This window comes from Spartobacteria bacterium UBA695, from assembly GCA_002298145.1.
In the GTDB taxonomy this organism is placed as follows: Bacteria; Verrucomicrobiota; Verrucomicrobiia; order Chthoniobacterales; family Chthoniobacteraceae; genus UBA695.
In genome coordinates, this window is record DBMP01000025.1 from 209853 (window position 1) to 233852 (window position 24000).

Sequence of the window (24000 nt, forward strand, 5' to 3'; positions counted from 1 at the left end):
ACGCTTTCAGCGCTCTTTTATGAGCACCCTTGGCTGGTGCCGCACTCGGTGCAGCATCCGCACGCTCCCGCACGGATGACTTTGTTGCTGCCGCAGTTGGAGCACGTGATGTCCATGTACATGTTCCCCAGCGCAACTTTAACCCGTTCGGCGTGCGCTCTGTCCGGAACGCCGTTGGCTCCCGGGGTGGCGACGCCGTCGGTGTTGACGTGGTTCGACAGGACGTCGAAGATTTCTTTCTCTCCGGTGCGCGAGAGGTCGGAGACGGGCCGGTTGACTGCCCGTTTCTCGATCTCCGGCAGTTCTTTCATGGGGAGTTCGGGCTGGGTTCTTTTGGGTGAGGTGGCTTCTTTGTAGCCTTTGATGAATTGGCAGCCCAGCCAGCGGAAGACGTAGTCGGTAATCGACGAGGCGTTGCGGATGTCGGGGTTCTTGGTGAAGCCGCTCGGCTCGAAACGCTGGTAGGCGAATTTCTTGACGAGGCTCTCCAGCGGTACTCCGTATTGCAGGGAGAGGCTGGTGAGGGTGGCGACGGTGTCCATGAGGCCGCCGATGGTGGACCCTTCCTTGGCCATCTGGATGAAGAGTTCGCCAGGAAGGCCGTTCTCGTAGAGGCCGACGGTGATGTAGCCTTCGTGTCCGGCGATGTCGAATTTGTGCGTGAGTGAGACGCGCGTGTCGGGCATGCGCAGGCGGACGGGTTTGTTGACTTTCTGGCGAAGTTCGTCGATTTCCCGTTCGAGGTCGACGACGCGTTTTTCGAGCTCTTCTTTGTCGGCGAGGACGGCGTCGACGTCGGCGGGGATGTCGGTCTTTTTGCTCTGCACGGGCTGGGAACGCTTGGAGCCGTCGCGGTAGATGGCGATGGCTTTGAGGCCGAGCTGCCACCCCTCGATGTAGGTCTTCATGATGTCGTCAACGGTAGCCGTTTCGGGCATGTTGACGGTCTTGGAGATGGCGCCGGAGAGGAAGGGCTGGGCGGCGGCCATCATGAAGATGTGGGCTTTGTAGCCGAGGCTGCGCTTGCCGAGGTGCGGCTTGAAGGCGCAGTCGAAGACGGGTAGGTGCTTGGGGTTAAGGCCGGAGGCGATGGTCTCGCCGGTCTTTTCGTCGACGATGTCTTCGATGGTGTCGTAGTGGTCGATGTGGGCGACGATTTTCGCAACGGCTTCGGGGCTGTAACCGAGCTGAACGAGGGCGGGCTGGACGGTCTGGTTGACGATTTTGAGCATGCCGCCGCCAGCGAGCAGTTTGTACTTAACCAGGGCGATGTCGGGCTCGATGCCGGTGGTGTCGCAGTCCATCAGGAAGCCGATGGTGCCGGTGGGGGCGAGGACGGAGACCTGGGCGTTGCGGTAGCCGTGGACTTTGCCGAGTTCGAGGGCGCCGTCCCAGACACGCCGCGCTTCGTCCTTAAGGTAGGCGAAGCGGCTGCCTGCGTCGATTTTGGCGACGTGGCTGCGGTGGCGTTCGATGACTTCGAGCATGGAGGCGACGTTGTCCTTGGCCAGGGGCTTGGGGACGTGCCGCGTGGCGGCGTCGAGGTAGCCTTCGAAGGGGCCTTTGACGGCGGCCAGGCGGGCGCTCTGCTCGTAGGCGTGGCCGGTCATGATGGCGGTGATGGCTCCGGCCAGGGCGCGGCCTTCTTCGCTGTCGTAGCCGAGGCCCATGCTCATGATGAAAGCGCCGAGGTTGGCGTAGCCGAGGCCGAGGGTGCGGAAGACGTGGGAGTTTTCGGCGATTTCCTTGATCGGGTAGCTGGCGTTATCCACGAGGATTTCCTGCGCGGTGATGAAGATGCGCACGGCGGCTTTGAAGCGTTCGATGTCGAACGTGCCGTCCTCGCACTTGAATTTCATCAAGTTGAGGGAGGCCAGGTTGCAGGCGGTGTCATCGAGGAAGAGGTACTCGGAGCAGGGGTTGGTGGAGTTCTGCCGGGCGGTGCCTTTGCAGGTGTGCCACCGGTGGATGGTGGAGTCGAACTGCATGCCGGGGTCGCCGCAGGTGTGGGTGCCCAGGGCGATTTTGCGCAGGAGGTCGCGGGCGTCTTTCTTTTCGCACGGTTTGTCGTCGGTGACGCGCTTGGTCCACCACTCCCGGCCTTCGATGGCGGCTTGCATGAACTCGTCGCTCACGCGGATGGAGAGGTTCTCGTTCTGGTACATGATGGAGCCGTAGGCTTCGCCGTTGTAGTTGGCGTCGTAGCCCTGCTCGATCAAGGCCCAGGCTTTGCGCTCTTCCTTGGTCTTGGCTTCGATGAATTCCTCGATGTCGGGGTGCCAGTCCTTGAGGGTGTTCATCTTGGCGGCGCGACGGGTTTTGCCGCCGCTTTTCACGACGTTGGCCACCTGGTCATACACCTTGAGGAAGGAGAGGGGGCCCGACGGTTTGCCGCCGCCGCTGAGTTTCTCCCGCGTGCTGCGCAGGCTGGAGAGGTCGCTGCCGGTGCCGCTGCCGTACTTGAAGAGGAGGGCCTCGGACTGAGCCAGGCGCATGATGTCCTCCATGGTGTCTTTGACGGACTGGATGAAGCAGGCGCTCCCCTGCGGGTATTCGTACTGGCTCGGGGCCTGCTCGGCGACGCCGGTGGCCGGGTTGTAGAAGTAGTTGCCCTTCTGGCCGCCTTTGCCAATGCCGTACTGGTGGTAGAGGCCGACGTTGAACCAGACGGGGCTGTTAAAGGCGCCGTGCTGGTTGAGGCAGAGCCAGGTGAGGTCGTTGTAGAAGACCTTGGCGGAGGCGTCGTCGGCGAAGTAGCCGTCTTTAATGCCCCAGTCGGCGATGGTCCGGGTGACGCGGTGGATCAGCTGCCGCACGGAGTTCTCGCGGCCGCCCTTGTGGGGGTCGGTGCCGTTGGCAATGTCGCCGTAGAAGTACTTGGAGACGGCGATCTTGGTGGCCAGGGGCGACCAGGAGGCGGGGACTTCGATGTCGTCTTGTTTAAAGATGGCTTTGCCGCTGTCGTCGGTGATGGACGTGTTGCGGCGCTCCCATTCGATCTGGTCGAAGGGGGAAACTTTGGGACCGCTAAATACGGCTTCGAACTTGAGGCCTTTGGCTTGAGGGGGCTCGAGTTGGGTGCGCATACGGTTGGAAGCGGAAAGTTTGGGACGAGAGGGTGTACGGACTCCAGGCTTTGGCATGGGGCTTTCCTTAGGTTAAGCTTGTTACGGGGTTGTTGCGAATTTTTGAGAGTGAAAAAAACCGGATATTTGGCCTGGAAGCCGTGAATAACCGGTGAACATCTAAAGAGCACCCCTGCTACATCGTGTTGGGGTGAGTGCGGGAAATAACACAACATCTTGTGGTTTCGAACAAGTCTAAAAATCCGAAAAATTTCCGTAAAAACCCATTTTGGGCTTGCCATGAGCCCCCCCCTTTTCCTCTCCCACGGCATCAAGTTTCGAGCCCTAATTCCTCTTTAAAAAAACCGGCGCGTGCGGCAACTAGAGGCCTCACGCGCCGGAAAATTTCCGTTTTGACGCCAAACTTGCTTCAATCTGGCGATTGCTCGCTGTTTTAACAGCCTGTTAACGCCCCGGCTGATGCGGCTTCGGGATCACCCCGTGGCCGGTACGCCCTGCCCGCGAGTGGGCGGCAGCGCCCCCGGCCTCGCCGTCGTGCGCCAGGGGGGTGACGCTCGGGAAACCGGGTGCGTCGACAAAATCCCAGTCCGCTCCCTCGTTCCAGGGTCCGCGCTCGTCGCTGCCCGCCTCGCCCCGGCCGGTGGAGTCGTTGAAGTAGACGTTGACGACCTCCTTCATGGGCGGAACCTCCCCGATGGAGAAAATATCGCGCCCAATGCTGTCGAGCGCCTTCTGGAAGGACTTCATGTGCGTGATCTCGCGCGACATGAGGAAGTTAAGGGCGTCGAGCGTCCCGGCGTCATCGGTGTACCCGAGGAGGCGCTCGTAGACGATCTTAGCCCGGGCCTCGGCGGCGATGTTGCTGCGGAGGTCCACCTCCACTTCGCCGGTGATTTTGAGATAATCAGCCGTCCACGGGTTCCCGGCAGAGTTGTGTAAACAGACGCCGCCGCCGCCCGCGATGACGATGAGCGGATCGGAGTCGACGCTTTCCGCCCGGTTCTTCATCGGCTTGAGGTGGGCCCGGGCCAGCGTGCCGACCACTTCCAGGTGGCTGAGCTCCTCGGTGCCAATGTCCATGAGGAGGTCCTTAATACCCGCATTCTCGCAGTTAATGCCCTGGATGGTGTACTGCATGGCCGCGGCCAGCTCGCCGTTGGCCCCACCGAACTGTTCCAGAAGCATATTGCCAAAGCGGGGATCGGGCGTCCCCACGTTGACGGTGTACATGAGCTGTTTGATGTGATGATACATGGTTTTCCTGTTCCTCTTGTTTAGTTACGGGCGGCACCCTGCGGAGACAACCAAAGGGGGAAAGGCCACGCCGACGTATAAAAAATACGGAAGGAATTCCACCGCCGGGGGTGCCAGTACTGCCGAGAACCGAACCGGCGGCAAGCGGGCAAAAAAAAAGGCGGCCGGAGAGTTATGTCCCTCTCCGACCGCCGCGTTTCCCCCCTATATTTGTTTTGTCTTACCAGCAGGAATTGCAGGAGTCATAGGACTGACTGCAAGACGGCTGGACGATCACACGCTCCGCAACAGGCGCGGGGCAGCTCGGCACCACCAACCGCTCGGCCACCGGGGCCGGGTAGTTCCGGATGATGACGGTCTTCTCCGCAACGGGAGCCGGGCAGCTATTGACGATCACCCTTTCCGCCACCGGCGCGCAGCTTTCAACAACGGGAGCCGGTTTCAGGCGAATGACCTTCACCGTCGTCAGGCGCTCGCCCACAGGCTCAAGCCCAACGCTCTGGATGGAGGTAATCTTCTTTGCCACCGGCTGACCGCACTTGTTCACGCGATAGTGGGTCTTGGTGGATTCGGTCACCACACGCCGGGCCAGAGGCTCGGAGACTTCGTGGGTAGCCACAACATCGGGCTGGCCGAGCTCACGCCCGGTAATCGCCCGGAACGGCGCCGTGAAGATATTGCCAATCACGTAAGCCGGATTATTCTTATCAGGAGCCACCCAGCGGCAGCTCGGGCATTCGGGCGTATAGACCGTCCGATGCTCGATCGGCGCGCAGGCGGGAGCAGGGGCCGCGCACGTCGTAACCTGCTCGGCGACAGGTTGAAGCACCGCCCGTTCCCGGACCGTGACAACCTTTTGTGAAGAACACCCGCAATCAAACGCAAAGGCGCCCGATGCGGTGGTTAATAGAACTGCTAACCAAGGTATGTATTTCATAGGCTTCTAAGGCAGTTTTCGGACCACCGGAGTCATTTGGCCTTGCGATTCGTTGTTGACCTTGAACGGCCCCACCTCTTTCGAGCGCGGGTAAAACGTGCCACGGGGAAAAAACGCCTCGGCAGAAAGCCCCCCATTCCCCCCCTTCAAGCCTCGACAAACCCGCGGCCCCGTTGCACGATCCGCCCAAGGCTCCCCCACCCCACCCCACCCCGGAGCCCGCATTCCATGAAACCCACCGCAGCCACCCGTTGTTCCTGGGCCGACCAAAGCGGCCCGCTCGAAGCCGCCTACCACGACGAGGAATGGGGCATACCGCTGCGCGATTCCCGCGCACTCTGGGAAATGCTCATGCTGGAGGGCTTCCAGGCGGGCCTCTCGTGGAGCATCATCCTGCGCAAACGGGAGAATTTTCGCAAAGCCTTCGCCGGATTTGACCCCGCAAAGGTGGCCCGCTTCACCCAGGCCGACGTAGAGCGGCTATTGCACGACGCGGGGATCATCCGAGCCCGGGCCAAAATCGAAGCCACCATCCAGGGAGCCCGGATTTACCTTGAAATGGAGCGTGGGGGCGAGAGTTTCGCCGATTTCTGCTGGTCCTTCACCGGCGGCAAGCCGCTCCAGGGCGACGGCGAGACCTTTCCCACAAGCACGCCACTTTCGGAGAAAATCTCCAAGGAACTCAAGCGCCGGGGGTTCAAATTCGTGGGGCCCACCATCGTCTACGCCTGGATGCAGGCAGTGGGGATCATCAACGACCACTCAAAGGAATGCGCCTGGCGCAAACGCGCGGCACGCCTGGGGTGATACCGATTCCCACGCGGCGTGAAAAAAGAGGGACTTTATTCTCACGCAAAGGCGCAAAGCCGCAAAAAAGACGAAGGCAAGAGGTTCCCCTCTTTGCGCCTCTGCGGCTTTGCGTGAACCCTCTGCCTTTTTCCCCTCGTTCCCAAACTCCATTTGGGAACGCCATTGCTCCGGCAACTCTATTGCCGCAATCGAGTTGCGGGACCAAGTGCGTGCCGAAATAGAGTTTCGGCACGAGAAGAACGAGGCCATTGGGGACGAAGGCACGCGGCATCATCATCCTCGTTACGAATCTCCAGATTCGTAACGCAAGTTGTCCGGGAATCTCCAGATTCCTCTCTTCGAATCAGAGCTTCGCAGACAGAAGACGTTCCCAATCTGGAGATTGGGAACGAGATCAAAAAAGGAGGAGATTCTATTCTCACGCAAAGCCGCAAAGGCGCAAAAAAGACGAAGGCAAGAAGTTCCCCTCTTTGCGCCTTTGCGGCTTTGCGTGAGCCCTCTGCCTTTTTTCGGCCTTCGTGTACGCATCTTTGGCATTCCCTCTCGTTCCCAAACTCCATTTGGGAACGCCATTGCTCCGGCAACTCCATTGCCGCAATCGAGTTGCGAAGACAAGTGCGTGCCGAAATAGAGTTTCGGCACGAAGAAGAACGAGGCCATTGGGAACGAAGGCACGCGGTATCATCCACAATCGCCCCCAGCAATATTGCCCCAAGAAAAACGCAGCACGGGCCGGATCGCTTTTGGCAACCCGGCCCGTGGAAACGTTACTCTAGGATCTTTCGCGTGTCAGCCCTCGACTACGAGAGGCGGGCGGAGAGCAGTTCGCGTTCGAAAACGAGTTCCTTCGGCAGCGTCTTGTAGAGCTTGAGGAAGAGTTCCGTTTGAAGCGCGACTTCGTTCTTCCACTCGTCTTTGCAGACCTTGAGGCACTCGGCGAGCTTCTCGGGACCAAAGTCCTTGAGCCCTTCGATGTCGATGTCCTCGGCCAGCGGCAGACGGCCCACGGCGCTCTGGACGGCCTTGGCGGTGCCGTTGCAGCGGCCAATGATCCACAGGAGAACGCGCATGTTGTCGCCAAAGCCCGGCCACATGAAGTGACCTTCGCTGTCCTTGCGGAACCAGTTGACGTTGAAGATCATCGGCGGGTTCTTGAGCACCTTGCCCATGTCGAGCCAGTGGCCAAAGTATTCGCCCATGTCGTAGCCCGCGAACGGGAGCATGGCCATCGGGTCGCGGCGGACCTGGCCCATGCCACCCACGGCGGCGGCGGTCATTTCGGAGCCCATGGAGGCGCCGATGTAAACACCGTGGCTCCAGCTGAAGGCTTCCATAACGAGCGGCATCGTGGTGGCGCGGCGGCCGCCGAAGATGATGGCGTCGATCGGCACGCCGCTAACGGCTTCAACCTCGTCGGAGAGGGCCGGGTTGTTGCGCATCGGAGCGGTGAAGCGGCTGTTCGGGTGAGCGGCCTTTTCCTTGCTCTCGGGCGTCCACGGGTTGCCCTTCCAGTCGGTGAGCTTCTTGGGCACTTCGCCGTCCATGCCTTCCCACCACACGTCGAGGTCCTCGGTGAGGGCGACGTTGGTGAAGATGGTGTCGCGCGAGGCGCTGTGCATCGCGTTCGGGTTGCTCTTGAAGTTGGTTCCCGGAGCCACGCCGAAGTAGCCGTTTTCCGGGTTGATGGCCCACAGGCGGCCGTCGGGGCCGGGGCGCATCCAGGCGATGTCGTCGCCCAGGGTGGTGATCTTCCAGCCGGCTTTCTGGTATTTCTCCGGCGGGATCATCATCGCGAAATTGGTCTTGCCACAGGCGCTCGGGAAAGCGGCGGCGACGTAGTTCTTCTTGCCCTCGGGGCTTTCGATGCAAAGGAGGAGCATGTGCTCGGCCATCCAGCCTTCGTTGCGGCCGAGGAAGGAGCCGATGCGCAGCGCGAGGCACTTCTTGCCGAGGAGCACGTTGCCGCCGTAGTTGGAGCCAACGGAGATGATGGCGTTCTCGTGCGGGAAGTGGGCGATGTAGCGGCGCTCGGGGTTGATGTCGAGCATCGAGTGGGTGCCGCGGTTGAAGTCGTTGCTGTCGCCGAGGTGTCCGTAGGCAACGGCACCGACGCGGGCCATGATGCGCATGTTGAGGACAACCATGATGGAATCGGTGACTTCAACGCCGACCTTCGTCAGCGGGGAGCCAGCGGGGCCCATGAGGTAAGGGATCACGTACATGGTACGGCCCTTGTGGGCGCCCTTGAGGAGGCCGTTGAGGATGGCGTGCATATCCTCAGGGCTCTTCCAGTTATTGAGAGGGCCAACTTCTTCCTTGCGAGGCGTACAGATGAAGGTGAGCTGCTCAACGCGCGCGACGTCGTTCGGGTTAGAGCGTCCGTAGTAGCAGCCGGGGCGCTTTTCCTGGTTGAGCTTGATGAGGAGGCCTTCCTTTACGGCCAAATCATAGAGGTAATCCTTTTCTGCCTCGGAGCCGTCGACCCAGAAAATCTGGTCGGGCGTGGTGAGTTCCGCCGTCTCTTTGACGAAGTCGAGAACGGCCTGGTTGGTAGGCTTAGTGGTGCCGAATGTAGACATGTTTCTTTTTTTTCTTTGGGCAGGTGGTGGCTTGAGAAGACAAAAAGGGGGGAGGCTGTGTGCCTTTTGCCAACTTTTCACCACGTGTTGGTCTATGTTGTTAATTTTTTCAGGGTTTGACCAGAGGGTTTTTAGGAACTTTTTTTGGCCTACCCGCAGAAGTTCCCCTAGGGAAACCGGCCCGCCGAAAGGTTCATAAACGGGCAGCGGGGCAAAAAACGGGCCCTATTGGCCCCTGCCTACGCGGCGAAGACCCGGGCCATCGGGCGGTCGTGTTCTTCGACCGGCAGATGGGCCACAAGTTGCTCTGAAAAACAGACCCCAAAGGCCGTGGCGCGCAGTCCCGGCGAAGCCAGGTAGCGGTCGTAGAACCCCTTGCCGCGCCCCATGCGGTGGCCGTCAGCGGTGAAGGCAACGCCGGGAACGATGAGCAGGTCGATCTTCTCCGGCTTGACGATGTGTTCGTCTTTGTGGGGCGGCTCCATGAGGTTCCACAGAGCGGATTGCAGGAGGGCCTCGCGCCCGGCAACGCGCAGGAAAACGAGGTCGTCGCCGCAAACGCGCGGGTAGCAGACGGTCTTTTTGCCAAGCACGGCCCAGAGGAGATCCACGTTCGGCTCGGTATCGAGCGGTGCAAAAAGGCCGACGGTCCGGGCCTCGTGCCACGCGGGGGTGCGCGAGAGGTCCAGGCAAATGGCGGCGGATTTTTTGGCGACGGCTTCCGGGCTCAGCGCCGCGAGCCGCACCCGGATGGCCTTGCGAAGTTCGGCTTTGGTCACGGTGCCCCCCATCATTGCGCCGCGCGCGGGAATAACCAGTCTATTTCCACACAGAAAGGACAGCGATGCCGCCCAGCCCCAAGGCGATGCCAGCCCACCCGCGCGGGGCGATCCGCTCGCGAAAGAGCACCAGCGAAAAGCCGAGCCCGAGGAGAATGGGGCCGGAAAGGGAGATCGGGAAGACGACGTGCGGGCTGAGCCGCTCCAGAGCCTTGAGCGTAAACCAGACGCCCAGGTAGCTGGCCACCGCCGCCAAGCTCCCCCACGGGAGCGCCGCCCGCTGAAAGGCCGATTTCCCGGAAATGGCGATCAGGATCACCGCGCCGATGGCGTAGGAGAGGAAAAGATAGAGCACGTCGTCCACGTGATGGACCTTGGTGAGCGTCTGGCCGATGCGGGGCCCGCCGCTGAGGAAAAAGGCGAGGAGAATGAGTGCCACCCAGCGGAGGTTGATCGCCGCCTTGCCCGAGGCCCCGCCGAGCTGCGGCGTGCAGGACATCAGAAAAATCCCCGCCAGAATGCAGGCGATCCCGACGGCTTTAGGGAGGCCCAACGGCGCATCCAGTGCAACCAGCGCAAAAATCACCGGCACAAGAAACGCCGAGCGGTAAATGGCGTTGGAATAGCCAAAATGCCCGATGCGCACAGCCTGGTTAAACGCCAGGACCGCGAACGCCCCGCCGACCCCGCCCAGCGCGCAGATGGCCAGAGCCCGGGGTGTAATCTCCGCCCCGCCGTGCCGCCAGAAAACCACCGCGCCCAGCAGCGTGCTGACGAAAAACAGGGCATTGGAAAGCGCCAGCGCGCTCACTCCCCGGCGCGCGGCCAGCTTGGCGACCAGAGCCGTGGTCGTTATCGCCACAACGACAAAGAACAGATACAGAAAGCCCATGGTCGAAGCGCCCGGAGCGGGAAACCTACGGCTGACTGAGGAAATCGAGCGCCGCTTGCAGCGCCTCGCCACCGCAGACCTGGTGGCCCATGCCAGGGATGTCCAGGAGCTTCGCCTTATAGTGCCCGGGCAGGAAGCCGCCGTTATAAATATCCTGGATGTAGCGGTAGCGCCAGTCGTTGGGCCCGGTAATCATGACGAACTTTACCTTTAAGCGGGCGGCATCCGCCTCCGCCCGGGAGATGGGCGCCACGCCGTAATCCTCGGGGTGAGCCGCCTTATCGGCACTCGTCACGGCCACCTGGGGCACCGCTTTGTAGAAATTGGTGCCGCAGCTCTGGAGCGTTCCCTTAAAGAGGTCCGGCGCGTAAAAGGCGATGTCGCAAGCCACCCGGGCCCCGCCGGAATGTCCCGCCGAGTAAACGCGGTTCCGGTCGATGTTGTAGTACTTCATCATCGCCAGGGCCGAGAACGCTGCCAGGCCGTTGCGGCGTTCGTTAGGCTGGCTGTTACCGACGTCCTGCGGCGAGATGAAGAGGAGCTTCTTGGCATCCAGCACCGCATCCCAGCCGCCGGGGAGCGCGGTCTGCGCGGGGCTGGGGGCGATGTAGACGATCAGCCCATAGGGCTCCCGGCCCGTGTAGGAGGGGGGCACGTGGATAAAGAACTGCTCTTTCTTGAAATCGAAGTTCGGGCTGGCATGGCTGATCTGCCGCGAGGGATGGGGCAGCGCCTTGGGGAACTGCGCGAGAGCGCCTCCGCTTTTCACCGGAGCCTGAGCGGCATCCTCAGAGGTGGGCACCGCGAACGCGCCCGCCGCCCCAAAGAAAGTTGCGGCTAGAATCATACTCGCCAGCCCGTTGATCTTCATGGAGTAAAGCAATAGGCAAACGGGGCGCGGATTGCAAAAGCAACCTGCGCCCCGTCTGTTGAAATTTGGTTGGATATAACCGAACCGGACGAACCGTCGCCGCTCTAGAAGGGCTCCTTGGTCACGAGCTCACCCGCCTTGGGCGTGCCCTTGGCAATATTGCCGATGATGAAGGGCTGCTTCTTCTCGGCGCTGACTTTCAGCGTAGCCGTCGCGGCGCCATCCTTGTCGCGGGAGGTGAGCGTCTCGCCGGTTTCGAGCTTGGCGGCCGTCTGAACGAGCGCGAAGCCCGCGTCGGCACGGACAAGTGCGACCTTCCCGACAACCACGGGCGGAGCTTTGATGGGGGCTTCAATAGCGCGGTTACGGTGAGTGGCGCAGGCGGCAAGGCTAAAGCAAGCCGCCGCGACCATGACGCGGGAGGGGGACAAGTTCATTGGGCGCAGAGCCAAGCATAAAATGCCGCATCCGGCAACAACGGAGCAGTTCAAATTGAATAATTTCCAATGCTCTTCTCTTGCACCGAGTGCCCCGAAGCGCGTAAAATTGCGCTCCTATGGGTCAACAATTGAAAACCGTTCTCAAACGCCGCCGCCGCAAAGCCTACAACGAACGCAAAAAAATCGCCAAGCTCGAAGCCGCAGCCGCCCCGAAGGCGAAGAAGTAAGTCCTTTCTTCCATCAGAGCACCTTTTAGAAAAAGGGCTCCTCTAGAAAAAACAATCTGGCGCATGGCTCGTTTCCTCATCGTAGACGGCCACAGCGCCATTTTTTCGTGGCCCGAGCTGACGGAGCTCCACCGCCGCCGCATGGTCCTGGCGCGTGACGCGCTCATCCAAAAGCTCACACAGTACCAGGATACCTCGGGCACCCGGGTCGTGGTCGTCTTCGACGGCCAGGGCGGCGAGCGCTCCAACGAAGCCAGCACGCCTGGCGGCATCCAGATCTTCTACTCCGGCAGCAGCGTCACCGCCGACAGCGTCATCGAACGGCTCGCCGCAGCCTACGGCCACACCCACGACCTCACCGTGGCCACCAACGACGTGGCGGAACAGGACACCGTGACCGGGTTCGGCGCGAACTGCATCTCCACGGAAATCCTCCACGGGATGATCGAATCGGCCGCAGCCGACCTCCAGCGCGACCTGAAAAAGCACCGGCGGAAGTAGAAGCGCCTACTTTTTCCCATTCCGCTCGTGCTCGAGCAGAAAGGCGTACTTGGCAAAGCAGTCAAACATCCGGACCCCCGCGATCACGAACCCGCGCCAGCCGTCGCGCCAGCCGCCCTTGAGCACCAGGGGCTTAATGAAGGCGAAAATCGGCGACAAAAGCAGGCAGCGCCACTGGAACTTGCGCCCACGCGCGGCATAGGAGCGCGCCATGGTGCGGGAGTAGCCGACCGTACGGCGTAGGTGGTCCTCCAGGTCTCGGAAAGAATAATGGAGCAAATCACCCGGGAGCCGGGCCGTCTTGCCGCTAAACTCAAGCGCCGCGTGCGGGTCCATCCCACCCCAGCGGCACGTACCACGCCGAACCAGCCGCAAGCGCCATTCGGGGTACCACGCATGCCAGATCCACGCCCCCAGGTACCACGTGCGCCGGTTGATCCAGTAACCGTCAGCCTCCGGAGCCGCGCCCCCCGCAAAAAGGCCTTCCAGCGAAGCGGCCAGCTCCGGCGAAAGCGCTTCGTCGGCATCCAGAAAGAGCACCCACGGCTGCGTGCAGGCCTCAAGCACCCGATTTTTCTGGATAATAAACCCCTCCCAGGGTGCTTTGAGAAACTTCGCCCCGGCGGCCCGCGCGATTGTCTCCGTCGCATCCGTGGAGCCGGAATCGACCACCACGATTTCCGCGGCCAACCCCCGGGCGCTCTCCAGCAGGCGGGGGAGGTTCTCCTCCTCGTTGCAGGTGATGATGGCTAGGGACAGGGGCAGGCTCATGGAGGTGCCAAGCGAATCATAAAAAGCCGCTCCCGGCAACCCCTCTCGCCACCCAGCCGCCCCTTACACCGTGGCCAGGGCGCCCATCGCAGCCGCCTCCTCGTAGATCCGTTCCAGCGTCTGGGCTTGGTGGTGACTTTCGAAGCCCTCCGCCACGGCCCGGGCCGCCGCCGCGCCCATAAGCCGGTAGCGAATCGGGTCGGCGGTAATGCGCTCCAGCGCCTCAGCCAGCGCCTCGGCATCCCGTTCCGCAACGAGGTAGCCGCTTACCCCCTCCTCAACCGCCTCGGGAATGCCGCCGTGCCGAGTCGCCGCCACGGGCATCCCGGTCGCCATGGCCTCCAGCATCGAGTTGGGCACCCCCTCCTGGTTGCCATCGGGGCCGATTTCGCTCGGGTGGACAAACACATGGGCCGCGGCCAACTGCTCCGCCAGCGCCCCGGGCTGTAGGAACCCCGTGAAGTGAACCGCCTCCGCCACCCCCAGCTCAGAGGCCAGCGCCTGCAGTTCCCCCAGCAAGGGGCCATCCCCGGCAATGGTAAATGTGGACCGCGGATGCGCCGCAGCAAAGGTCGCAAACGCCCGCAGCGCGGTGTGAAGGCCCTTCTTGGGAATCAACCGGCAGGCTTGGAAAAATCTCCAGCCTCCGTCCCAGGGAAACGCCCGCAGCGCCAAGTGAAAATTCTCCAGCGGAATACCGGTGCGGTGAATGCGGAGCTTCTCCGGCGGGCAGCCCGCCTCCAGTAACCGCTGCCCGAGCGCCTCCGAACGGGCCAGCACCAACGCCGCCACCTGGAAGGTCTCCTGAATCGCCCCCCGGTAGGCGGGCCAGTCCATATCCACCCCCGCATCCGCCCCGTGGAAAGAGACCACCACCGGCACCGGCGAATGCCTCAGCAGCGGCAGCGTATGCACAGCGATATTGCCAAAATAAACATGCAGCACCTGCCCCCCCACCCGCTCGATCTCCTCCGCGATCCGCCGGGCCTCGCTCTTGTAGATCATCACCGGGCGCTGCCGGATCTGCTTCACCCAGATTCGCCGAAGCGAATGCGTGCGCGGCTTAGGCAGGACCGTCAGAGCCGTTTCATCAAAAGGGAACCGCCCGCCCCCCTCCCGCTTCTGGCAGATCACGTGGGGCCGCCAGTTCTCCAGAGCTGTGATCTGGCGGTAAATGTGGAACATCTCCGGCTTAAGAAACGTAGCGCAGTACTGCACCGCCACGGGACGCCGAGCAGCATCCCGCCGGGGAACCGGCGCCACCGCTGAGGGGAAAAAAATCGAGGGAGCTTCCATGCAGCCCCACATCGGGCGGGGAAAAACCGGCGGTCGCCTCGTTTTCCACCATCAAAGGATCAGAGAAACCCTCCCACTCCCCTCGTGGAGTATCCGCCACCCACCGGAGGGAAAACTTGAAATGCCCCGGTTGATCCCCTAGCCTCGGCGCTTTTCGGTCATGACTCCATCCGCAGCGCCATTCCATGAACATCCTTGTCCTTGAACTCAAAAGGATCGGCGATCTGATTCTGACGCTCCCGGCGCTGCACGCCCTGAAAGCCGCCTTCCCCGAGGCGCGCCTGACGCTCTGCCTGCTGGAGGGCTGTCAGGGGCTCCTACCAGGCATCCCCACCGTAGACGAAGCGCTCATCTACCGCCGCCACAGCCTTAATACCGAGCTGCTCAGCCGCCTGGCCCGGGGGAAATACGACATCTGCCTGGATTTCACAGGCAACGACCGGGCCGCTTTCTTCGCCCTCCTTTCGGGGGCCCGGCGGCGCATTACCTTCAAGCACACCCGCCGCTACCCCCACCGGGCCTGGGCCTACAACGAATTTGTCGATTCCAACGTGGTCGATTGCCACACCGTGGACCACCACCTCAACCTGCTCGCCCCCCTGGGCATCCGCCACGACGCCGCCACCCCGCCCCCCATCGAGCTAACCCCGCCCCCCGAGACCGAGCGGCAAACCGAAGAGCGCCTGGCCGAGCTTGGCATCAAAGGGCCCTTTGCCGTCGTCCACCCCGGCACCGCCCGGGCGGAAAAATACTGGGAGCCGGGAAAATGGGCCGCCGTCATCGACCATTGCCAGGGCCAGCTGGGCCTACCCTGCGTCATCACCGGCAGCAACGACTCCTTCGAACAAACCCACCTGGCGGCCATCCGCGCGCACTTGCACACCGCGCCGCACGACCTGTCGGGCAAAATCGACCTCATGGGCCTCTGCGCCATCATCCGTCGAGCCTCGCTCCTCCTGAGCATGGACTCCGCCCCCGTCCACATTGGCGCAGCGTTTGGCACCCCGCAAATCGCCCTCTTTGGCCAGACCAACCCGCATGTCTGGAGACCCCGGCACCCCCGGGCCATCATCCTCTACCCCGGCACCCCCGGCCCCGTCACCCACTTCGCCCCCGACACCCCCATCCGCCCCTTGAGCGAACTGCCCATCGAGACCGTCCTACAGGCCATCGCCCTCCTTTACCCCGCCCAAACCCATTTACCATGATCCGAGTCCTCTACGTCTACATGACCCTGCCCATCGGAGGCGCGGAGGAACTGATGCTCACGGTGGCGAAAAACATCGACCGCTCCAAGTACGAGCCCGTCATATGCTGCATCGGAGCCCTCGGGAAAATCGGCGAGGAAATCCGCGCCCTCGGCATCGACATCGTCTCCTGGGGCCACACCACACGGGGATTCGATCTCGCCGCCTGCCTCAGCCTCTACCGGCTCATTCGGGAGAAACACATCGACCTCGTCCACTCGCACCTCTACCACGCCGGGCTCTATTCCCGCATCGCCGCATGGTACGCCGGAGTCCCCGCCATCACCACCGAGCACAACGTCTACGCGAAATTCAAGCTCAAGCGGAGAATCTACAACTGGCTGCTCTCCTGGAAAACGGCCAGAATCGTCGCCGTCTCCGACCTCGTGCGCGACTACGTCATCCAGAGGGACTGGGTTTCCCCGCAAAAAGTCACCACCATCCGCAACGGCCTGGACCTCTCCAAATGGGCAAACGCGCCCAGCCGCCAGGAAGCGCGCGAACGGCTGAGCATCCCCCCGAAGGCCTTCGTCCTCGGGTCCATCGGACGGCTGGAAACGCAGAAAGGCCACCGCTTCCTGATCGACGCCGTCGCGCGCCTGCGGGGCGAAATTCCCGAGCTCAAAGCCTTCATCGTAGGCGACGGGACCCTGCGGGACTCACTGGCCGAGCGCATCCGGCGGAGAGGAGCCCAGGACGCCATTTTCTTAACCGGCGCGCGCCGGGACCTGAGCGATTTCATCCACGCCTTCGACATCTTTGTCCTACCCTCCCGCTGGGAAGGCTTGCCCATCGCAGCCCTGGAAGCCATGGCCTCCCGCCTGCCGGTCATCGCCACCCCCGTGGGCGGCGTCGTCGAGCTGATCGAAGAAGGGAAAAACGGCCTGCTCGTCCCTCCGAAAGACGTAGACGCCCTGGTCAACGCCATTCGCAAGCTTTACGATAACGAGCCGCTGAGAACCGCGCTGGCCACCGGAGGTCATGAGACCGTCCAGGAAAAATTCAGCGCAGACGCCATGCTCGCAGGGCTGGACGCCCTTTACCAGGAGGTTCTTTTCCTGAGTCATCCCAGGTAATTCTTAAATCACATTGACGGTCTCGTCCGCTCTCGCTCAGAGTGCGGATGATTGTCTTTCCCGGCCTACAAGGAACCCATTTCCCCGATGCGCCACACACATTCTATGAACTCATCAGAATTCTTCGTCCTCCAACGCCTTGTTCTACCTCATCTTCACTGCCACGCACCGGAGGAAATGTATGTTCGGAGAAGTAATAGCCAAGGCATCTTTTCCCTGAGCGATTCGTTGATTTACCTGGACAAAGGGAGTGGGATTTCTTTCGACACCTACTTCAACACCCTGGCGATCCGCGCATGGAAACAGCACACTAAAGTTCAAGATCTCTCCCTCTTCCTTTCAGGCCGAGGCCGCTTTCTGCTGCGCCTCGGATTGCATCAACAGGGACCACTCCATCAATGGCTGAGCGAATCCGAAATCACCCTCCATGGAGAGGAACAGCGCATCGATCTGGAGTCTTGGCCATGCCTTACGGACGGGCTGCTCTATATTTCCCTGACCGCGATGGAGGATAACACCGTGTTTAGCGGCGGGTATTATGCCACAAAAACCCCGCCGGAATACAAGGCTCGCCTCGGAATCGTTATTACCCACTACAACCGGCGTGAATACGTCCTGCCCGCCATTCAGAGCCTCCGCCGAGGAGTGCTGGAAGATCCATTCCTGCGCGGCAAAGTCGAGCTCATCGTTGTGGACAACTCCCAGACTCTTCTCGCCGCAGAGACAGAGGGAGCCACACTAATCCCCAACCACAACTTAGGATGCTCCGGCGGAACCATGCGCGGGCTCCTACATCTGGAGGATTCCGGCCGCTTTACCCATTGCCTTTTCATGGACGATGACGGCGCATGCGAGCCAGACTCGATCCTGCGAACCTATTCGTTTCTCTCCTATTCCCAAACCCCCAAACTGGCAGTCGCAGGGGGCCTGTTGAGGGAGATTGAACCCTTCCGTTTGACCGACGTGGGCGGCATATTCGACGGCACCTGTCATGGGATCAACCCCTGGCTGGATGCCCGACATGTCTGGGCTCTACTGAAAGTGGAACAACAGAATGCAGCCCCCGACTTTGGCGGGTGGTGGTTTTTCGGGTTCAAATTGAGCGACGTGAGCGCCTATGCATTCCCGTTTTTTGTCAAAGGCGACGACATCGCCTTCTCACTGCACAACCACTTTGATATTTGCACCTTCAACGGAGTGGCCACTTGGGCTCCGGATTTCGCATACAAAGCCGGGCCATCCACCCAGTACCTGGACGTCCGATGCCACTTGGCGCTCCAGCTCACCTCATCTTCGTGGACCAGGGCTGGAATTTGCTGGTGGATATATAAGAGATTCATCAACCAGCTCTACTCCTACCTCTACGCTTCCGCCGCTTCGATGTCCCTGGCCCTGGAGCACGTTTCCCAAGGCCCACGCTTTTGGGCTGAAAACGCCGATATGTGCAACGTGTTCCCGCAGCTTGCCAGCATTCCCTCGGATGAAAAAATGGCTGCTCATGACCGGGGGCACTATCCCTTGCAGCGCTTTCATAGGAAACGTCGCGCTATTTACAAGCTCTGGAGATTGTTGACGCTCAATGGTTTTTTGGTGCCCCTCTGGTTTTTCAAAAAGAAGTGGATGCTCTTTCAGGATAAAGGCTTTTACGGCGATACGTGGGCAATCTTCCGGTACAATAAAGTTTACTACGAATATCAACCGCTGGGACTCGGATTTGTTGCGGTCCATAATAAAAAACGCTTTTTCAAGGAACTCATCATCTTTCTGCCGCGGCTGTTTCGCTTTTGGCTCCATTTTGGAAAACTTCGCGACGAGTACCGCAAAGCGATTCCCGAGCTGACCAGCCGTCATTTTTGGGAAAAGAAATTATCCGCCTAGCGCGGTCGCTTGGCTCGCTCTGCCCCAAAAAATCAACCCATGCATCCGACGCCCTTTTTTTTCCTGCAGCGGTTAGTACTGCCCAATCTCTGTTTTGAAGCGCCGGATGAAATGTATGTGAGAAAGGAGGGAGAGGGCTGCATCTTCCGCCCGAATGAACCAAGCATCCTTCTGGGTATCGGCAGCCAAATCACCTTTGACACCTATTTCAACGCGTTGACGGTCGATGCCTGGAAGCAGCACACGCAAATCCGGGATTTGACGCTCTTTTTATCGGGCCGGGGGCGCTTCCAGCTGCGCTTCAGGCTGCATCAAGCAGGGGCTCTTTATCAATGCCTCAGCGAGCAGGAAATCGCCCTCGGGGAAACCGAGACACGCGTCGACCTAAAGTTCTGGGAAAAGCTGGAGTCGGGGCTGCTTTATTTTTCACTGACCGCCCTGGAGGCTGACGCCGCATTCACCGGAGGCTCCTACGCCACCCAGACCCCACCGCAATGCGAAGCGCGCCTGGGGGTCGTCATTACACACTACAATCGGCGCGAATTCGTCCTGCCCGCCATTGAGAGGCTCAAGCGGGATTTGCTAACAGACCCGCTCTACCGCGACAGGATCGAGCTGATCGTCGTGGACAACTCGCGCACCATCCTTCCTCACGAGGCCGAGGGCATTACGCTGATCCCCAACTGCAACCTCGGAGGCTCCGGCGGATTCATGCGCGGGCTCCTGCATCTGGAAGATTCCGGTCGCTTCACCCACGGCCTCTTCATGGACGACGACGCTTCGTGCGAAACCGAATCGATCCGCCGCACCTATGCCCTCCTCGCCCATGCCCAAAATCCCAAACTTGCCGTAGCAGGAGGTTTACTGCGGGAACTGGAGCCCTTTCGGCTGGTTGAAACGGGCGGCCTCTTTGATGGAGACTTCCACCCGCTCAATCCCAAACTGGACGTTAGGAACATCCACGATTTGCTGAAAGCGGAACCCTCAGGAAAAACGGCCAACTACGGAGCCTGGTGGTTTTTCGGATTTAAGCTCAGCAGCGTCTGTATCTACGCCTTTCCCTTTTTTGTCAGGGGGGATGACGCCGTTTTTTCGGTCATGAACCGCTTCCAAATCTGCGTCCCGAATGGAGTGGCCTGCTGGAGTGGCGATTTCGCGTATAAATCCGGACCGACCACTCATTACCTGGACACGCGGTGCCATCTTGCCTTCCAGATCGCAGCCTCGGCGTTCAAAAAAGCGAAGCTCTGCAAGCTCATCCACCGGTTCTTTAGAGCGCAGCTCAACTCTTATTGCTACGCTTCCGCCGCCGCGATTTCGCTGGCGCTTAAACATGTCGCCGAGGGGCCGCAATTCTGGCGCGACAACCTCGCCATGAACGATGTCTTTTCCCAGCTCGCCGCCATCCCCTCAGATGAAAAACTGGCCTCCCGGGACAAAAGCCAAATTCCCTTAAGTCACTTCACAGAGAAACACCGCAGCCTCAATAGCCTGTTGCGGAAACTGACACTGAATGGCTTTTTGCTCCCCTCCTGTCTCTTGAAAAAGCAGGTACTTCTCCATGAAAAGGGGTTCGATGGCAATGCGCGGGCCATCTTCCGCTACCGGAAAGTCTACTACGAATACGAACCGCTCCAGTGCGGCTTTATTGCGGTTCACGACAAGAAGCGTTTCTTCAAGGAATACCTGCTTTTCCTGCGCCGCCTGTATCATTTCTGGAGCAACTTCGACCGTATCCGCGAGGACTACCGCGAAGCGCTCCCTGAGCTGACCAGCCGCCATTTTTGGGAAAAGAGCCTAGCCGAGTAGCTCGGCGGCCTGGGGCTCCTGGGCCTGGATCGCCTTCAGGCTCTCCTCAATCACGTAACGCGCCAGGAAATCAAAGGTATGGTAGCGCTCCACGTGCTCCCGCACGCGGCGGCCCATTTCGCGCAAATGCTCCCGGTCGGCCAAGGCCGTTTTGAGTTTCACGTAGAGCTGCCCCTCTTCGACGCCGTAGTAGAGCGCGTGTTCGCCGTCGATGAGCGGCGCATGGCGTTGAATCGTCGGGTACTGGATGAGCGGAACCGCCCCCACCGCGGCCGTTTCATACGTCCTGAAGCAATCCCACCCGAACCCCTCCGGGCACCAGACCACCAGCGACTGCGCGCAGCGTTGCCAGAATTCCTTCTGCGAGAGCCGCTCTTCCGGAAGATCGACCCGGTAGCCCTCCGCCCGCAGCCTGCGCAGCTGCTCCAGCCCGGAAAGGCGCGTGGGCCGGTTGTAGGTCGTCCCCGCGAAGAATACGTCGTATTTCTTGCCCACATTCCCAAGCCCCATCTCCCCAGCCAGGCCCGGCTCGACACCGAGCGAAATCGGCCTCAGTTTCGCGAGGATCTTCGCGAACCCCCGCTGCCGCTGGATATTACCGTTATCCTCATTCCTGGCCGTGGTGTAGAGAAAGGCGTTGCACGGGTTCTGCGGCAGCTCCCGCTTAAAGTAAAGGCGGCAAAGCGAGGCCGCGCGGAAGCGCATGTTATCGATGATGGGGCGGTCCTCCATATCCAGGACGACCAGCCGGGGGGCGAAAAGCTCCAACAACCGCGCCACCCGTGCCCCCCGCCAAGCGGCAGCTACTCGGCACACCTTGCCCGCGACCCCCGCCCAGCGGTGGAAAAACGACTTTCGCGGATTCGGCTCCAGCGTCGGCAGTTTACCGGCTATTACCAGGTCATACTTTTCCGCAAGATAATTCCGCCGGGCCTCCGTGAGGGAAATGCACCGGTCCACGGCATGAACGGCTGGCTTCGCTCCGCAATGAACGAAATCGGCATTCGCATAGTGTAGGAAAAAGCACAGGTCGCACTCCCGCTCCTTCTGAAAACTCAAATCTCCCAGGCAAAGGATCCGCGTTGATAAATAAGAACCGTCCATGAAACTTGCAGCAAAGTTTCGCGAAGCCGCGCCTCTCGCGTCAAGGCGGAAATCCCCCGATCCCGCCCCCGGCTCGCCGCTGGAAACGCTGATATTGCTATTGAAAAAAGGCCTCCATTATCCAGTATACCTCCCCACACGCGACAGCCCTCTAACTCATGACATCGAACACCGCAGGCCGGAAAATCAAAGTCGGATTGATCATTGACGAATTCTTTGGAGGCGCGGGCACCCCTTACGGCGGCTACGGCTTTCTGGCCCGCAAATACGTCGCCAAATACATTCCCAACGAGCAGATCGAGGTCGAGGTGCTGCTGGGCCGGGGCAAAAAGAACTTTTCCGCCCAGCGCTACGAAGAGGACGGCTGCACGCTCTACCGGCTTCCCCGGTGGTCGTTCTTCGCGAAACGCTGGCTCAAAAAGCAGAACTACAGCGTCTACCTGAGCATCGAACTGACCAGCACCTACGCCCTTAAAAACGAGCCCGACCCCTCCAAGCGCCTGATTCTCTGGATTCAGGACCCGCGCCCGGAATCGGCTTGGTGCATCGTCAATACGCTGCAATCCCTCAAGTGCCCTTTTTTCTTCAACCCCAAGATCTACAATTTCGTCGAAAAGCTCAACGCGCAGAAGCGGGTCGCCTTCATCTCCCAGGGGCGCTCGCTCAATCCGCTAGGCATCGAGCTCTACCACCTGCCTAAAGAGACACCCGTGCGCTTTCTCCCGAACCCGGTGGATATCGACTGGGAATTCCAGTTCGACCTCGCCAAGAAGAAAAAAGCGGTCGTCTTCCTGGGCCGCCTCGAGGCGCAAAAACGCTGCTGGCTTTTCTGCGAAGTCGCCAAACGGATGCCGGAATATGATTTTTACGTCCTCGGGCAGTTCTTCCGCAACCCCGAGGACAACCGCCGCATGCTCGCGCCGTATATGAAGGGCGACCTCTCCAACCTCCCCAACCTTCACTTCGTCGGCCACGACGACGGGGAGAAAAAGAAGCAGCTTCTCAAGGATTCACGCGTCATGCTCTCCACGGCCATCTGGGAGGGCATCCCGATTTCCTGGCTGGAGGGGCTCTCCTACGGTGCCACACTCGTCACCTGCCTGGAGCGGGAGGGGCTCGCGGAGCGCTTCGGCGAGTTCGTGGGCGAGATCAACGGCGACGGCTTCGAGGGCGTGGACCGGTTCATCCCCGCCATCCGCCGCATGATGGAGGACGACGAGTTCTATTCCCAAAAAGCCCGCGCCGCCGTCGACTACATCCGCGAAACCCACAGCATCCCGCGCTTTATCAAAGACCTGCGGGAAGTTATCACCGCCTCCTGCTAACCTCCACGCCATGTGGCACCGATTCGTTCAGGCTTTCACCCTCGCCTTCTTCCGCGCCGTGAGCCGGGTTTTTCCGCCCGTCCCCGGGCCCGTTCCCCGCGACCCGTCGCTGATTTTGGTTTTCAGCTGCACCGGCATCGGCGACGCGCTGTTCCAAGGCGGCGCGATCCGCAGTCTTAAGAAAGCCTACCCGCGCGCACGGATCGTCGTTTGCGCCCATCACAAGCGCCGGACCATTGCCCTTCACCACCCGGACGTGGCCGAGGTCGTTTCCTACGGAAAATCGCCGCTTTATGCCCTTCGGCTGCTCTGGAGATTCAGAAGGAACCGGCCGGACATCGTGGTTCTGCTCAATACCAACACAGAGGTGCTTCCGCTGGCCTACTGCATCAACCGCCGGGCGCTCTTCGGCCCGCTCTGGCGCAGCGAGCCCTACACCTTTTTACTTTCCCACCCCGTGGACGCGCCCAACCGAGGCCACATGACCGCACGCATGATGTCTGTGGCGGAAGCCGCGGGCGGGCTGCCGGGAGACAGCTCGATGGTCTATGCCCCAACGGAGGCGGAGCGTTCCGCAGTGCGGCAGCGGTTTGCAGGGTGGATCGAGAAGCCCTACCTCATCTTCCAAACCGGCGGTGGAACGACGCTCGGCTGGCGCAACTGGCCCGTGGAAGCCTATATCCGGGCGATCCGGTGGCTTCGCGAGCGCTACGACCTCTCCGTGGTGCTCACCGGAGGCCACGACAATGAACCGCAGGCCGCCGCAATCGAGAGCGCCTGCCCTGGCGTGATCAACCTGTGCAGCAAGACCACGCTGGAGGAAACCGCGGCGCTGCTCACCTTTGCCCGCCTGCTGGTCAGCTCAGACACCGGCGTGATGCACCTCGCCTTCGCCGTCAAGTGCCCCACCGTCTCCATCCATCACTACCGCATTCCGGCAAGCGACGTGGGGCCGCTGGACCGGTCCGGGAATCATGAGGTGATCGAGCTTGCGAGGAAAAACCCCGCCTCCCCGACGCCCGAATCAATGGACGGCATTCCCGACCAGGAGGTCTGGGAGGCCATCGAACGCCTGCTGGCGAGAGGCGGCGTCGCCCCTCGCCCGGTCGGCGCGTAGA

The 24000-nt window shown here is 60.9% G+C and carries 19 protein-coding genes; 8 read left to right on the forward strand and 11 right to left on the reverse strand.

Annotated elements, in window-relative coordinates; genetic code table 11:
• Positions 1 to 17: 17 nt before the first annotated feature.
• From B2828_RS14865 to B2828_RS14875, 3 genes are all read right to left on the reverse strand, one after another.
• A complete protein-coding gene (locus tag B2828_RS14865; RefSeq protein ID WP_479634553.1) occupies positions 18 to 3143 on the reverse strand; it encodes a vitamin B12-dependent ribonucleotide reductase in 3126 nt (1041 codons plus the stop codon).
• A gap of 387 nt (positions 3144 to 3530) precedes the next feature.
• Positions 3531 to 4340 carry a manganese catalase family protein gene (locus B2828_RS14870; RefSeq protein WP_479634554.1) on the reverse strand — a complete coding sequence of 270 codons (810 nt, stop codon included), beginning with the start codon at positions 4338 to 4340 and terminating at the stop codon, positions 3531 to 3533.
• A gap of 220 nt (positions 4341 to 4560) precedes the next feature.
• Positions 4561 to 5169 carry a hypothetical protein gene (locus B2828_RS14875; protein ID WP_479634555.1) on the reverse strand — a complete coding sequence of 203 codons (609 nt, stop codon included), beginning with the start codon at positions 5167 to 5169 and terminating at the stop codon, positions 4561 to 4563.
• Between the two features lie 336 nt (positions 5170 to 5505).
• On the opposite strand from B2828_RS14875, the gene B2828_RS14880 reads away from it, so the two are divergent.
• Positions 5506 to 6084, forward strand: coding sequence for a DNA-3-methyladenine glycosylase I (locus B2828_RS14880; protein WP_479634556.1), 579 nt, complete (start codon positions 5506 to 5508; stop codon positions 6082 to 6084).
• Positions 6085 to 6887: 803 nt separating this feature from the next.
• On the opposite strand, the gene B2828_RS14885 is transcribed toward B2828_RS14880, so the two are convergent.
• The 5 genes from B2828_RS14885 to B2828_RS14905 all read right to left on the reverse strand — a co-directional run bounded on the left by B2828_RS14885 (position 6888) and on the right by B2828_RS14905 (position 11645).
• Complete coding sequence (locus tag B2828_RS14885; RefSeq protein WP_479634557.1) at positions 6888 to 8666, reverse strand: phosphoenolpyruvate carboxykinase (GTP); 1779 nt, start codon at positions 8664 to 8666, stop codon at positions 6888 to 6890.
• 239 nt (positions 8667 to 8905) lie between these two features.
• Positions 8906 to 9445: a 5-formyltetrahydrofolate cyclo-ligase gene (locus tag B2828_RS14890; protein WP_479634558.1), complete on the reverse strand. Its 540-nt coding sequence runs from the start codon at positions 9443 to 9445 to the stop codon at positions 8906 to 8908.
• 40 nt (positions 9446 to 9485) lie between these two features.
• Positions 9486 to 10337: an EamA family transporter gene (locus B2828_RS14895; protein WP_479634559.1), complete on the reverse strand. Its 852-nt coding sequence runs from the start codon at positions 10335 to 10337 to the stop codon at positions 9486 to 9488.
• A 25-nt stretch (positions 10338 to 10362) separates the two neighbouring features.
• The gene (locus B2828_RS14900; RefSeq protein ID WP_479634560.1) at positions 10363 to 11208 is read right to left on the reverse strand and encodes an alpha/beta hydrolase family protein; all 846 of its coding nucleotides are present in this window, start codon (positions 11206 to 11208) and stop codon (positions 10363 to 10365) included.
• Between the two features lie 104 nt (positions 11209 to 11312).
• Positions 11313 to 11645, reverse strand: coding sequence for a hypothetical protein (locus B2828_RS14905; protein WP_479634561.1), 333 nt, complete (start codon positions 11643 to 11645; stop codon positions 11313 to 11315).
• A 293-nt stretch (positions 11646 to 11938) separates the two neighbouring features.
• Between B2828_RS14905 and B2828_RS14910 the strand changes: the two genes are divergently transcribed.
• The gene (locus tag B2828_RS14910; protein ID WP_479634562.1) at positions 11939 to 12376 is read left to right on the forward strand and encodes a YacP-like NYN domain-containing protein; all 438 of its coding nucleotides are present in this window, start codon (positions 11939 to 11941) and stop codon (positions 12374 to 12376) included.
• 6 nt (positions 12377 to 12382) lie between these two features.
• On the opposite strand, the gene B2828_RS14915 is transcribed toward B2828_RS14910, so the two are convergent.
• Both B2828_RS14915 and B2828_RS14920 read right to left on the reverse strand, forming a co-directional pair.
• Complete coding sequence (locus B2828_RS14915) at positions 12383 to 13147, reverse strand: glycosyltransferase family 2 protein (protein WP_479634563.1); 765 nt, start codon at positions 13145 to 13147, stop codon at positions 12383 to 12385.
• Between the two features lie 63 nt (positions 13148 to 13210).
• Positions 13211 to 14443 (reverse strand): glycosyltransferase, encoded by a 1233-nt coding sequence (locus B2828_RS14920; RefSeq protein ID WP_479634564.1) that lies wholly within the window; start codon positions 14441 to 14443, stop codon positions 13211 to 13213.
• 185 nt (positions 14444 to 14628) lie between these two features.
• Here B2828_RS14920 and B2828_RS14925 point away from each other — a divergent pair, with 185 nt between their 5' ends.
• From B2828_RS14925 to B2828_RS14940, 4 genes are all read left to right on the forward strand, one after another.
• On the forward strand, positions 14629 to 15651 hold the full coding sequence (locus tag B2828_RS14925) for a glycosyltransferase family 9 protein (RefSeq protein WP_479634565.1): 1023 nt from the start codon (positions 14629 to 14631) through the stop codon (positions 15649 to 15651).
• Complete coding sequence (locus B2828_RS14930) at positions 15648 to 16766, forward strand: glycosyltransferase (protein WP_479634566.1); 1119 nt, start codon at positions 15648 to 15650, stop codon at positions 16764 to 16766. Before B2828_RS14925 ends, B2828_RS14930 begins: the two co-directional genes overlap by 4 nt.
• Before the next feature lie 105 nt (positions 16767 to 16871).
• A complete protein-coding gene (locus B2828_RS14935; protein ID WP_479634567.1) occupies positions 16872 to 18644 on the forward strand; it encodes a glycosyltransferase family 2 protein in 1773 nt (590 codons plus the stop codon).
• A 117-nt stretch (positions 18645 to 18761) separates the two neighbouring features.
• Complete coding sequence (locus B2828_RS14940) at positions 18762 to 20453, forward strand: glycosyltransferase (protein WP_479634568.1); 1692 nt, start codon at positions 18762 to 18764, stop codon at positions 20451 to 20453.
• On the opposite strand, the gene B2828_RS14945 is transcribed toward B2828_RS14940, so the two are convergent.
• The gene (locus tag B2828_RS14945; protein WP_479634569.1) at positions 20442 to 21512 is read right to left on the reverse strand and encodes a glycosyltransferase; all 1071 of its coding nucleotides are present in this window, start codon (positions 21510 to 21512) and stop codon (positions 20442 to 20444) included. The two genes, B2828_RS14940 and B2828_RS14945, sit on opposite strands and share 12 nt — an antisense overlap.
• Positions 21513 to 21715: 203 nt before the next feature.
• On the opposite strand from B2828_RS14945, the gene B2828_RS14950 reads away from it, so the two are divergent.
• Both B2828_RS14950 and B2828_RS14955 read left to right on the forward strand, forming a co-directional pair.
• Positions 21716 to 22882, forward strand: coding sequence for a glycosyltransferase family 4 protein (locus B2828_RS14950; RefSeq protein ID WP_479634570.1), 1167 nt, complete (start codon positions 21716 to 21718; stop codon positions 22880 to 22882).
• A 10-nt stretch (positions 22883 to 22892) separates the two neighbouring features.
• Positions 22893 to 23999, forward strand: a complete 1107-nt coding sequence (locus tag B2828_RS14955) for a glycosyltransferase family 9 protein (protein ID WP_479634571.1) — start codon at positions 22893 to 22895, stop codon at positions 23997 to 23999.
• Position 24000 lies beyond the last annotated feature (1 nt).

Bases quoted from the DNA above. Each gene is read 5' to 3' on its own strand.
- B2828_RS14900 (WP_479634560.1), bottom strand. From the start codon at position 11,208: ATGAAGATCAACGGGCTGGCGAGTATGATTCTAGCCGCAACTTTCTTT.
- B2828_RS14935 (WP_479634567.1), top strand. From the start codon at position 16,872: ATGAACTCATCAGAATTCTTCGTCCTCCAACGCCTTGTTCTACCTCAT.
- B2828_RS14925 (WP_479634565.1), top strand. From the start codon at position 14,629: ATGAACATCCTTGTCCTTGAACTCAAAAGGATCGGCGATCTGATTCTG.
- B2828_RS14930 (WP_479634566.1), top strand. From the start codon at position 15,648: ATGATCCGAGTCCTCTACGTCTACATGACCCTGCCCATCGGAGGCGCG.
- B2828_RS14910 (WP_479634562.1), top strand. From the start codon at position 11,939: ATGGCTCGTTTCCTCATCGTAGACGGCCACAGCGCCATTTTTTCGTGG.
- B2828_RS14870 (WP_479634554.1), bottom strand. From the start codon at position 4,340: ATGTATCATCACATCAAACAGCTCATGTACACCGTCAACGTGGGGACG.
- B2828_RS14920 (WP_479634564.1), bottom strand. From the start codon at position 14,443: ATGGAAGCTCCCTCGATTTTTTTCCCCTCAGCGGTGGCGCCGGTTCCC.
- B2828_RS14905 (WP_479634561.1), bottom strand. From the start codon at position 11,645: ATGAACTTGTCCCCCTCCCGCGTCATGGTCGCGGCGGCTTGCTTTAGC.
- B2828_RS14955 (WP_479634571.1), top strand. From the start codon at position 22,893: ATGTGGCACCGATTCGTTCAGGCTTTCACCCTCGCCTTCTTCCGCGCC.
- B2828_RS14915 (WP_479634563.1), bottom strand. From the start codon at position 13,147: ATGAGCCTGCCCCTGTCCCTAGCCATCATCACCTGCAACGAGGAGGAG.
- B2828_RS14885 (WP_479634557.1), bottom strand. From the start codon at position 8,666: ATGTCTACATTCGGCACCACTAAGCCTACCAACCAGGCCGTTCTCGAC.
- B2828_RS14865 (WP_479634553.1), bottom strand. From the start codon at position 3,143: ATGCCAAAGCCTGGAGTCCGTACACCCTCTCGTCCCAAACTTTCCGCT.
- B2828_RS14895 (WP_479634559.1), bottom strand. From the start codon at position 10,337: ATGGGCTTTCTGTATCTGTTCTTTGTCGTTGTGGCGATAACGACCACG.
- B2828_RS14950 (WP_479634570.1), top strand. From the start codon at position 21,716: ATGACATCGAACACCGCAGGCCGGAAAATCAAAGTCGGATTGATCATT.
- B2828_RS14880 (WP_479634556.1), top strand. From the start codon at position 5,506: ATGAAACCCACCGCAGCCACCCGTTGTTCCTGGGCCGACCAAAGCGGC.